Origin of the sequence: Rhodococcus sp. NPDC057529, assembly GCF_042802055.1 — a bacterium.
Classification (GTDB): domain Bacteria; phylum Actinomycetota; class Actinomycetes; order Mycobacteriales; family Mycobacteriaceae; genus Rhodococcus_F.
The window spans coordinates 83,645-94,950 of record NZ_JBHVEY010000008.1; the positions used below are offsets into that span (position 1 = coordinate 83,645).

At 66.7% G+C, this 11,306-nt stretch carries 9 protein-coding genes; 2 read left to right on the forward strand and 7 right to left on the reverse strand.

Annotated features, from left to right (window positions below; genetic code table 11):
* Positions 1 to 148 precede the first annotated feature (148 nt).
* From ACFU5V_RS17220 to ACFU5V_RS17235, 4 genes are all read right to left on the reverse strand, one after another.
* Positions 149 to 1,678: a DHA2 family efflux MFS transporter permease subunit gene (locus ACFU5V_RS17220; RefSeq protein ID WP_378700842.1), complete on the reverse strand. Its 1,530-nt coding sequence runs from the start codon at positions 1,676 to 1,678 to the stop codon at positions 149 to 151.
* Complete coding sequence (locus ACFU5V_RS17225; RefSeq protein WP_378436044.1) at positions 1,675 to 2,145, reverse strand: MarR family winged helix-turn-helix transcriptional regulator; 471 nt, start codon at positions 2,143 to 2,145, stop codon at positions 1,675 to 1,677. The genes ACFU5V_RS17220 and ACFU5V_RS17225 overlap by 4 nt, the downstream gene beginning before the upstream one ends.
* Before the next feature lie 107 nt (positions 2,146 to 2,252).
* A complete protein-coding gene (locus ACFU5V_RS17230; protein WP_378700844.1) occupies positions 2,253 to 2,429 on the reverse strand; it encodes a hypothetical protein in 177 nt (58 codons plus the stop codon).
* A 37-nt stretch (positions 2,430 to 2,466) separates the two neighbouring features.
* On the reverse strand, positions 2,467 to 4,128 hold the full coding sequence (locus tag ACFU5V_RS17235) for an FAD-dependent oxidoreductase (RefSeq protein ID WP_378700846.1): 1,662 nt from the start codon (positions 4,126 to 4,128) through the stop codon (positions 2,467 to 2,469).
* A 152-nt stretch (positions 4,129 to 4,280) separates the two neighbouring features.
* Here ACFU5V_RS17235 and ACFU5V_RS17240 point away from each other — a divergent pair, with 152 nt between their 5' ends.
* Entirely contained in the window at positions 4,281 to 5,060 is a 780-nt protein-coding gene (locus ACFU5V_RS17240; protein WP_378436038.1) for an acyl-[acyl-carrier-protein] thioesterase, read from the forward strand.
* Between the two features lie 27 nt (positions 5,061 to 5,087).
* Positions 5,088 to 5,600 carry a SixA phosphatase family protein gene (locus ACFU5V_RS17245; protein WP_378436036.1) on the forward strand — a complete coding sequence of 171 codons (513 nt, stop codon included), beginning with the start codon at positions 5,088 to 5,090 and terminating at the stop codon, positions 5,598 to 5,600.
* A gap of 5 nt (positions 5,601 to 5,605) precedes the next feature.
* Here the strand turns inward: ACFU5V_RS17245 and ACFU5V_RS17250 are convergent, their stop codons facing one another.
* From ACFU5V_RS17250 to ACFU5V_RS17260, 3 genes are all read right to left on the reverse strand, one after another.
* The gene (locus ACFU5V_RS17250; RefSeq protein WP_043826362.1) at positions 5,606 to 5,806 is read right to left on the reverse strand and encodes a hypothetical protein; all 201 of its coding nucleotides are present in this window, start codon (positions 5,804 to 5,806) and stop codon (positions 5,606 to 5,608) included.
* A 98-nt stretch (positions 5,807 to 5,904) separates the two neighbouring features.
* Complete coding sequence (locus ACFU5V_RS17255; RefSeq protein WP_378700848.1) at positions 5,905 to 7,137, reverse strand: M23 family metallopeptidase; 1,233 nt, start codon at positions 7,135 to 7,137, stop codon at positions 5,905 to 5,907.
* Between the two features lie 165 nt (positions 7,138 to 7,302).
* On the reverse strand, positions 7,303 to 11,259 hold the full coding sequence (locus tag ACFU5V_RS17260; protein ID WP_276136186.1) for a DNA-directed RNA polymerase subunit beta': 3,957 nt from the start codon (positions 11,257 to 11,259) through the stop codon (positions 7,303 to 7,305).
* Positions 11,260 to 11,306: the final 47 nt, after the last annotated feature.

The window sequence follows — 11,306 nt, forward strand, 5'->3', positions numbered from 1 at the left end:
AGGGGTGTTTCCTCTCGGGGAAGGGCTCGGGGTGGTTGAGGGAATTGGTGAAAACCCCAACTCACTTCGTCCTGTTCAGGAAGCGGCGGAGGGAGGAAAGTCGGTTGCTCTTCCCCCCCTCGGCGACGTTCGCTCGGGACGAGCCCGATCAGTGCATCATGACCGTCGGGGCACCCTCGGCCTCGAGATGCGGGTTGACCGACTTCTTCCGCGGCAGCATGAACGCCGGGATGAGCGTCAACGCGATCAGCACGGTGGCGACCAGGAACGTGTTGCCGAACGCGTCGGCGGCCTGGCTCAGCACCTGGTCCACCATTCCGGGAGGCTCCTGTGCGGCGACCTCGGGCACGTGCTGCATCGCGACCGTCTGACTGTCGAGACCGCGATCGAGCAACTGGTTGGTGAGGACCACCGACATGACGGCGGTACCGATCGAACCCGCGGTCTGCTGGACGATGTTCATCAGCGTGGAACCGCGCGCGACCTGCTCGTTCGACAGTGTCACGATCGCCGCGGTCATCAGCGGCATCATGGTGCAGCCCATGCCCATGCCCATCACGAACAGCGCACCCATCAGCAGCCAGGTCGGCGAATCCGCCGCCACCTGTGTGAAGACGCCCAGGCCGATGAGGATCAGCGGCAGACCCGTCAGCACGATCTTGCCGGGGCCCATCTTGTCGACGAGTCGTCCGGCCACCGGCATCGTCAGCATCGCGCCGATACCCTGCGGAGCCATCAGCAGGCCGGCCGCGAGCGTGGTGTGCCCGCCGACCTGGATGAAGTAGCTCGGGAACAGCAGACCGGCACCCATGAACGCGACGATGAACAGCGAAGTCGTGATGACCGCGACCGACAGCTGCCGGTTCTTGAACAGGTGCAGGTCGATGAGCGGGTGGTCCTTGCGCAGCGCGTGGAAGATGAATGCGACGATCAGGACCAGGCCGATCACACCGGGAGCCAGCACGCGGGCCGAGGCGACGGTGCCCACCTCCGGGATGGACGACACACCGAACAGGAACAGCGCCAGACCCGGCGACAGCAGCAGCATGCCGAGAAAGTCGAAGGACTCGGACGGCGAGGCCTGGTCGGACGGCAGGATGATGAACGCGGCGGCCAGGGCGATGATGCCGATGGGCAGGTTGATCAGGAAGATCCAGTGCCAGCTCGCCGCCTCGATCAGCCAGCCGCCGAGGATCGGGCCACCGATGGGGCCGAGCAGCATGGGGATACCGAGAACGGCCATGACCCGGCCGACGCGGTCGGGGCCCGCCGCCTTCGTCATGATCGTCATGCCGAGCGGCATCAACATGCCGCCGCCGAGCCCCTGCAGGACGCGGAAGCCGATGAGCGACGTGATGTCCCACGCGAAACTACACAGCACCGAGCCGAGCACGAACAGCACGAGGGCCGTCATGTAGAGGCGTTTGGTGCCGAAGCGGTCGGCCGCCCACCCGGTGACGGGGATGACGGTCGCCAGGGCGAGGGTGTACGCGGTCATCGTCCACGCGACGGTGGCGTACGAGGTGTCGAACTCGGTGGCGAACGTCGGCAGCGCGACGCTGACGACGGTCACGTCGAGGATCGACATGATGGCACCGAGCACCACCACGGACGCGATCTTGAGGACCGTGCCGTCGAGCTTGTCGGGCGCCGCGTTCGCGGCGGTCGGCGATGTCATCCGAATATCTCCTGGTTGAGTTCTCGCAGGGACTCCCCCGCGAGGATCGGTCGTAGTGCCTCGATCAGCCGAGTCCGCTCGCTCTCCGGAACCCGCCATGCGAACCGTCGCAACTGATCACGCTTGCATTCGATGTGCTGGTTGGCGACCTTATGCCCGGCCTCCGACAGGGAGACCCGTTTGACCCGCCGATCCCGCTCGTCCTCCCGGCGGACCACGAGACCCAGCTTCACGAGCTGATCGACGTTTCGACCCGCCGCGGCAACCGAGAGCCGCAACCGCTCGGCCACTTCGTTGATCGGAAGCGGCTCACCGTGCTGAGCCAGCGCGAAGAGCATGCGCACCTGCGAAAACGTGAGGTCCAGCTCGATGAGGTTGTCCATCGACTCCGACTCCCCCGCACTCAACAGCTGGGTGAAGAAGTCGTTGAGTAGTTCGAAGAGAAGATCAGGAGAATTGTCGGGCACCCTCGAATGCTAGCGCTCATGCAACTATTGCCCAAGAGCAACTAAGGCGCAACCGAATAAATGGTGTCAGGTATCACAGTCCCCGGCAGCGACCACGACCTGCGGGTTCAGTCCTGGACGAGCACCGCATTGTCCAGCACGAGGCCGGCCTGGGCCAGCACCCGGACGGCCTCATCGAATGCGTCGCCGCCGGCACCCGGCATCCCGGATCGAATCCGCTTCCGCCGACACCACGACACCAGGGACTTCGGGCCCGTCAGCGCCGTCACCACCACTGCGCGCATGCTCGAAACACTAGACGCGCAGGGGTGACGGGAGGCGTCATCGAGCGAACAGCCGCTTCCGTCTACGGGCGACGGTCACCATCTCGACCGTGTCGGTCATCTTCACGCGCGGCCGGGCCGATCCCGCCGCGCGCGATGTCTCCGCCTTGTCGATGGCGCGCCAGCCGGCGAAGCCGATCTGTTCCGGCTGGCGCCGCTCGACGAGCTTCTTCACGTCTTTGCGGGTCCCGACCGTGCCGAGGAGTTTGCCGGACTCGAAATCCGCGAGCAGCGAGGACACGGTCTCCTTGGCGCACGCCTTGTTGGTGCCGATGACCCCGCTGGGACCGCGCTTGATCCACCCGGTGACGTACACCCGGTCGGTGACCCGCCCGTGCTCGTTGGGGATCACGCCGCGCCTGTCGTCGAAGGCGACGCCGCCGACGGGATTGCCGCGATACCCGATGGAGCGCAGCACGAGCGAGGTCTCCAGCGAACCCTCCTCACCGCGGGCCCGGGCGGACAGCGCGCCGGATTCGTCGACCACCAGTTCGTTGCGCCCGTAACGCAGGGCCTCGGCCTTGCCGGTGCCGGTGACCTCGATCGGCGACGTCAGGTAGCGGAACACGATGCGTTTGTGACCGGGGCGGGGCGCGCGCTGCGCGAACTCCCGCGCCAGCCGGACCTTCATCGCGGTCGCCGGATCGTCCAGCAGCGCCGCGCTGGCCGGGTCGAGGTCGAGGTCGGCGTCATCGATGACGAGGTCCACGTTCTCGAGGTCGCCGAGCGCCAGGAACTCCGGGTTGCTGTACGCGGCCTGAGCCGGTCCACGCCGGCCGAGGAGCACGACCTCCTCGATGTTGCTGCGCCGCAGCGCGGCGAGGGCGTGATCGGCGATGTCCGTCCGCTCCAGCTCCTCGACGTTCATCGTGAGGATGCGGGCCACGTCGAGCGCGACGTTGCCGTTGCCGACGATCACCGCGCGCGTCGCGGACAGGTCGAACGTACGCCCCGCGTAGTCCGGGTGGCCGTTGTACCAGGCCACGAACTCCGTGGCGGCGTGCACGCCGGGGAGATCCTCACCCGGGATTCCCAGCCGCCGGTCGCTCGACGCCCCGACGGCGTAGATGACGGCGTGGTGATTCTCCAGCAGCTCGTCGTGGGTGACGTGTTTGCCGACCTCGACGTTGAGGTGGAACTCGAAGTTCGGCCGGTCGAGACTCCATTCGAACATCCGGGTCACCTCTTTGGTGCCGGGATGGTCGGGGGCGACGCCGGCGCGGACGAGTCCCCACGGGGTCGGCAGCTTCTCGAACATCTCGACCTCGACGTCCGAACGTTCGAGCAGTTCACCCGCGGCGTAGCAGGCGGCCGGACCGGCGCCGACGACCGCGACCCGCAGCGTGCCCAGGTCGCGCCGCGGCGGGGTCGCGGGTGTGAGCGGGATCCACCCGGTCGGCATGGGGTTGGTCGTGTAGTACTCGGCGTTGATGTCCTTGTAGCGGGTGAGCGAGCCGAGGAGCTTGTCTTCGGGGAAGATCGCGTCGACCGGACAGGCATCGACGCAGGCCCCGCAGTCGATGCAGGTTTCCGGGTCGATGTGCAGCATCTCGGTCTGCGCGAATTCCCGTTCCTCCGGCGTCGGATGGATGCAGTTCACGGGGCATGCGGAGACGCAGCTCGCGTCGTTGCAGCACGCCTGGGTGATGACATATGCCATTGCGGTTTCCTCACACCTGTCCGGACCGTCGAACTCGTTTATGTTACACGTAGTAACAGTTATATGAACTGTACTGAGAATCGCGTCCGCAAACAAGCACCGGCGCCGGATGGAAGAATCAGGGCCCCGTCCACGAGCGAAGGAACCGCACCTTGGCACTCGACCGACCCCTCGCCGCCCCGCCCTCACGCGGCCGCTTCTTCGAGACGTCCTGGCCGGTCCGCACCGGCGACATCGACGCCGCCAAACGACTCCGCCTCGACGGCATCGCGCGCTACCTGCAGGATGCCGGTCTGGACAACCTCGACGCGGTCGACGCCGCCGACAGCCACCCCCTGTGGATCGTCCGGCGCACCGTCATCGACGTCCTGCGGCCCGCCGTGTGGCCCGAACGCGTGCACCTCCGGCGCTGGTGCTCGGCACTGTCGACCCGCTGGACGAACATGCGGGTGCAGATCCAGGGTGAGGCCGGCGCGCTGATCGAGACCGAAGGGTTCTGGATCCACATCAGCGGGGAAACGGGCATGCCCACCCGCATCGACGACGGGTTCATCGAACGCCTCGGGGAGTCCGCCGAGGAACACCGGCTGAAGTGGAAGCGGTGGCTCGTCGAGAATGCCCCCGCCGCCGACGAGGACGGGATCGAGGACAGCGAGTTCGTCCTGCGCCGCACCGACATCGACCCCTTCGACCACGTCAACAACGCCGTCTACTGGCAGGCGGTCGAGGAACTGCTCGCCGACCACGAGCATCCCGGCGGCGGCCGACTGGTCGACAATCCTCACCGCGCGGTGCTCGAATACCTCGCGCCCATCGTGTCGACCGACAGGATCGTCCTGCGCAGGCGCCGGGACGACACGTCGCTGACCGTGTGGTTCCTGGTCGACGACGCGCTGCGGGCGGTGGCCCACGTCGGGCCGCTCACCCCCTGATCAGGCGGGGGGAGCTAACGTCTCACCATGGCCTCGCACAGCCCGTCGCGGAACCGCACGCTGATCCTCATGCGCCACGGCAAGTCGGCGTACCCGGAGGGGGTCGCGGATCACGAGCGGCCGCTGGCGCCGCGCGGGCGCACGCAGGCGGGGCTGGCCGGCGAGTGGCTGCGGTCCACTCAGCCGCCGATCGACGCGGTGCTGTGCTCGACGTCGCGGCGGACCCGGGAAACGCTGGAGGCGACCCGGGTCGGCGCTCCCGCCCGGTTCGCCGAGGAACTCTACGGCGCGTACCCGTCGGAGGTGCTGACGGAAATCGTGCGGATCGAGCCGTCGGTGCGCACCCTGCTGGTGGTCGGGCACGCCCCCGGGATGCCGTCCACGGCGCTGGATCTGGCGGGCAATCCCGACACCGGGGACGCCAACCTGATGCGGGAGAAGTTCCCGACGTCCGCGCTCGCCGTCCTCACGGTGCCGTGCGAGTGGGACGAACTCACGTCGAGCGCGGCGTCCCTCGCCACGTTCCACGTTCCGCGGTAACGGCCTCAGAACAGCTTCCGGCCGACGACGGCGACGACACCGAGGATCAGGACCAGCACCAGCGCGGACCAGAATCCGAACAGCCACCAGACCACGCCGAAGACGACCAGCGCCGGCGCGACGGTGATGAGTGCGATCGTGGGGCTCTCCCGCACGACTTCGAGTGCCGACTCGGCCTTCACGCGATCGATCTTCTTCTCGGACATCTCGTCTCCGTTCAGCGAACCACGCATATCGGACAGGTGATGTCGAGGATAGTCGTCACGGGGCGAGTGCCGGCTGGTGCTCCGGCGCCGCTCGACGGCTAGCTGCCCGGGAACGTCACGACATCGAGGTACAGCGGCATTTCATCGGAACGCGATCCGGTCTGCGCCCCCGCTTCGTCGACCACCGGGGCGCCGGCGGTCGCGGCGGCCTCGAGACTCTCCCCCGTCACCCGGCCGTCGAGGTCGAAGTTCTCGAACTCGAACGGAATGCCGTTCGACGCCAGGAAGTCCGGCCCGTCCATCACATGGAAGTGCAGGTGCGGCGCGTCGGTGTTTCCGCTGTTGCCGAGCAACCCGATCTGCTCGCCCGCCCGCAGGTTCTGGCCGACGCTGATGTTGTCCACGCTGCCGGGCTGCAGGTGCGCGTAGAACGCGAATCGACCGTCCCCGATCGCCTGCACGACGTGGTTTCCGCCGTACTGGTCGAGCGGCAGTCCCTGCGGACTGGCCCCCGGAACCTGTTCGGACAGATTGCCGACGACGGCGATGATCTCGCCGTCCGACACGGCGCGGACCGGCGCGCCGTAGTACTCGTAGCTCGACAGCTGCTTCTGGTCGCCGGTGTAGATGCGACCCTGCTCGTCGAGCTGAACGAAATCGATGGCGAATCGCTCGGCCGCCAGCATCCGGCCGTTGATCGGCAGCACGGCGGCGCGGTGCGAGGTGACCGTGCAGCAGCCGGTGCCGTCGAGCCACCGCGGACCGTCGAGCGGCGACCGGATCCGGACGGCCTCGCGGGTGTCGACGTCCGTGTCCGCGACGTTCTCGGCGAGTTGCTTCGGCACGAGCGACGTCGCCTGCGGGAAGTCGACATTCACGACGTGGTCGAGGCTGCGCGGCACGTCGTCGGGACTGTCGAGGGTCGCGTCGATCCACACCAGCCCCTGCTGTCCGGGGGCGAGGACGTTGCCTGCCTTCGGACCGCCGCCGAGCGCCTGGAACCACGGTGTCAGCGCATCACCGCTCAGGTCCACCAGCGTGCGGCCGTCACCTTTCACCTGCAGCGACGTGATCGTCGCCGGCTGCGAACCGGTGTTCGTCAACCGCAGTTCGTAGGCGAGGTGCACGCGGCCGTCACTGCCTGTCACGGGGATCGGTGCGGCCACCACGTCCGCGACCACCGGAGTGATCACCGTGGGGGTATCGGACGAGGCCGGCGCCGCGGACGACGTCGCCTCGCTCTGCTGGGTGTCCGAGGCCGTGCAGGAGGTCGCGACTCCCACGACGGCGGCGAGTGCGAGCGCGACGGCGAACCTCGACCGGGCCATCATTCGACGCTAGCAACGGCGAACATCCGCCGACAAGGCTCGACACGGGTGTCGGCAGTGGAAACGGATGAAGGCCCCACCCCCGAAGAGAGAGGGGTGGGGCCTTCGTCCGTTGGTGAGTGCTCGGCGAGTCCGGGGACTCGTCAACCACTCACGGGCGCGGAGCGCCTACCGGTAATCGTTGCTGAAACCGTAATCGTCCAGCGGCACCGCGGCACCGGTGTTCTGGCCGAAGCCGTCCGGGCTGTAGTACTGGTCGTCGTACGACGGAACCGCGTACGCAGCAGCGCGGGCCTCTTCGGTCGGCTGAACCTGGATGTTGCGGTAACGGTTGATACCGGTACCGGCAGGGATCAGCTTTCCGATGATCACGTTTTCCTTCAGACCGATCAGCTTGTCGCTGCGGCAGTTGATCGCCGCATCGGTCAGCACGCGAGTGGTCTCCTGGAACGACGCCGCGGACAGCCACGAGTCGGTCGCCAGCGATGCCTTGGTGATACCCATCAGCACCGGACGTCCAGCTGCCGGCTCGCCACCCTCGGCGACGACCCGGCGGTTGGCCGCCTCGAAGTCGGCACGCTCGGTCAGCGAACCGGGCAGGAACTCCGTCGCACCCGAGTCGATGATCGTGACGCGACGCAGCATCTGACGCACGATGACCTCGATGTGCTTGTCGTGGATCGACACACCCTGGCTCCGGTACACCTCCTGGACCTCGTTGACGAGGTGGATCTGCACCTGACGGGGGCCCATGACACGCAGCACCTCGTGCGGATCGGCAGCACCTTCCATGAGCTGCTGACCGACCTCGACGTGGTCACCGTCGGCCAGAAGGCGTTCGGTGCCGTCGTCGTGCTTGAAGACACGCAGACGCTGACGCTTCGAGAGCTTGTCGTAGACAACCTCTTCGCCACCGTCGTCCGGGACGATGGTGATCTTGTAGAAGCGGTCGCCGTCCTCGAGCTGCACACGGCCGCTGACGTCGGCGATCGGGGCCTTGCCCTTGGGGACGCGGGCCTCGAACAGCTCCTGAACACGCGGCAGACCACCGGTGATGTCGTCTCCGGCGACACCACCCTGGTGGAACGTACGCATGGTCAGCTGAGTACCGGGCTCACCGATGGACTGTGCGGCGACGATACCGACGGCCTCACCGATGTCGACGAGCTTGCCGGTGGCCATGGAGCGGCCGTAGCAGGTGGCGCAGACGCCGGTGCCGGTGGTGCAGGTGAGCACCGAACGGACCTTGACCTGCGTGATGCCTGCCTCGAGCAGCGCGTCGATGGCCGGGTCGCCCAGGTCGTGTCCACGCTCGACGATGACGTTGCCGTTCTCGTCGACCGCGTCGGCGGCCAGGGTGCGGGCGTACGTGCTCGTCTCCACGTGGGCGTCGCGGATCATCGATCCGTCGGCCTGCTTCTCGGCGATCGTGGTGACGATGCCGCGCTCGGTTCCACAGTCGACCTCGCGGACGATGACGTCCTGCGAGACGTCCACCAGACGACGGGTCAGGTAACCCGAGTCGGCGGTGCGGAGCGCGGTGTCGGCCAGACCCTTACGGGCACCGTGCGTGTTGATGAAGTACTCGAGAACGGTCAGGCCTTCCTTGAAGGAAGACTTGATCGGACGCGGGATGAACTCACCCTTCGGGTTGGTCACCAGACCCTTCATGCCGGCGAGCGAGCGAACCTGAGTCATGTTGCCGGCGGCGCCGGACTTCACGATCATCGGGATCGGGTTGTCGTCGGGGAAGTGCGCCTCCATGGCCTTACCGACCTCGTCGGTGGCCTCGGACCAGATCTTGACCAGGGCGCTGTTGCGCTCGGTCTTGTTCAGAGCACCACGCTGGTACTTCTTCTCGATCTGATCGGCCTGAGCCTCGAAGGACTCCATGATCTGAGCCTTCTCCGGCGGCACGAGGACGTCGGAGATCGAGACCGTGACACCCGAACGCGTGGCCCAGTAGAAGCCGGCGTCCTTCAGCTTGTCGACGGTCTGCGCGACCACGATCATGGGGTAACGCTCGGCGAGATCGTTGATGATCGTCGCCTGACGCTTCTTCGGCATCTGCTCGTTGACGAACGGGTAGTCCGCGGGGAGCAGCTCGTTGAAGAGCACGCGACCCAGCGTCGTCTCCGCCGTCCAGCCGTCACCGTAGTTCCAGCCCTCGGGGAACAGGTCCGCTTCGATGTCACGGGGCGGGCGCTGCTGCGTGAGCCGCACCTTGATCTTCGCCTGCACGACCAGCGCACCGCGATCGACGGCCATCTGAGCCTCGGCGGGCGAGGAGTACACGCCCTGCTCCGCCTCGTCACCGGTCGACGCCGCGAGCTCGCCGGTGGCACCCTCGTCCAACCGGGTCAGGTGGTACAGACCGGTGACCATGTCCAGACGGGGCATGGCGAGCGGTCGACCCGACGCGGGCGACAGGATGTTGTTCGACGACAGCATCAGGATGCGTGCCTCGGCCTGCGCCTCCGCGGACAGCGGAAGGTGCACGGCCATCTGGTCACCGTCGAAGTCGGCGTTGAAGGCCTCACACACCAGCGGGTGGAGCTGAATGGCCTTGCCCTCGACCAGCTGCGGCTCGAAGGCCTGGATGCCCAGACGGTGCAGCGTCGGTGCACGGTTCAGCAGCACGGGGTGCTCGGCGATGACCTCTTCGAGGACGTCCCACACCTGCGCGCGCTGACGTTCCACCATGCGCTTGGCGGACTTGATGTTCTGCGCGTGGTTCAGGTCGACCAGGCGCTTCATCACGAACGGCTTGAACAGCTCGAGAGCCATCAGCTTCGGCAGCCCGCACTGGTGCAGCTTGAGCTGCGGGCCGACGACGATGACGGAACGACCCGAGTAGTCGACGCGCTTACCGAGCAGGTTCTGACGGAAACGACCCTGCTTGCCCTTGAGCAGGTCGCTCAGGGACTTCAGCGGGCGGTTACCGGGACCCGTGACGGGGCGGCCGCGACGGCCGTTGTCGAACAGCGCGTCCACGGACTCCTGCAGCATCCGCTTCTCGTTGTTGACGATGATCTCGGGGGCACCGAGGTCGATCAGTCGCTTGAGGCGGTTGTTGCGGTTGATGACGCGGCGGTACAGGTCGTTCAGGTCGGAGGTGGCGAAGCGGCCACCGTCGAGCTGAACCATCGGACGCAGCTCCGGCGGGATCACCGGGACGGCGTTGAGAACCATGCCCATGGGCGAGTTCTGGTTGGCCTGGAAGGCAGCGACGACCTTGAGACGCTTCAGCGCGCGGAGCTTCTTCTGCCCCTTGCCGCTGCGGATGGTCTCGCGGAGGTTCTCGGCCTCGGCGTCGATGTCGAAGCTCTCCATGAGCTTCTGGATCGACTCGGCACCCATGGCGCCCGTGAAGTACTCGCCGTAGCGATCGACGAGCTCGCGGTACAGCAGTTCGTCGACGATGAGCTGCTTGACGCTGAGCTTGGTGAACGTGGTCCAGATCTCGTCGAGACGATCCAGCTCGCGCTGCGCGCGGTCACGGAGCTGACGCATCTCGCGCTCGCCGCCGTCCTTGACCTTGCGGCGGACGTCGGACTTGGCGCCCTCCGCCTCCAGCTCGGCGATGTCGGCTTCGAGCTTCTGAGCGCGGGCCTCGAGGTCGGCGTCGCGCTGATCGGCGACGGTCTTCTTCTCGACCTGCATCTCGGCTTCGAGCGTGGACAGCTCGTTGTGACGCAGTTCCTCGTCGACACCGACGATGACGTACGCGGCGAAGTAGATGATCTTCTCGAGATCCTTCGGCGCCAGGTCGAGCAGGTAGCCGAGACGGCTGGGCACGCCCTTGAAGTACCAGATGTGGGTGACCGGGGCAGCCAGTTCGATGTGACCCATGCGCTCACGGCGAACCTTGGCGCGGGTCACCTCGACGCCGCAGCGTTCACAGATGATGCCCTTGAAGCGGACACGCTTGTACTTGCCGCAGTAGCACTCCCAGTCCCGGGTGGGGCCGAAGATCTTCTCGCAGAAGAGGCCGTCCTTCTCGGGCTTGAGCGTGCGGTAGTTGATGGTCTCCGGCTTCTTGACCTCGCCGTAGGACCAATTGCGGATGTCCTCTGCACTGGCGAGGCCAATGCGGAGTTCATCGAAGAAGTTGACGTCGAGCACGTAACTTCCTTTCCCCAGAGGGATTGTGGATCAACGGTCACCCGCCG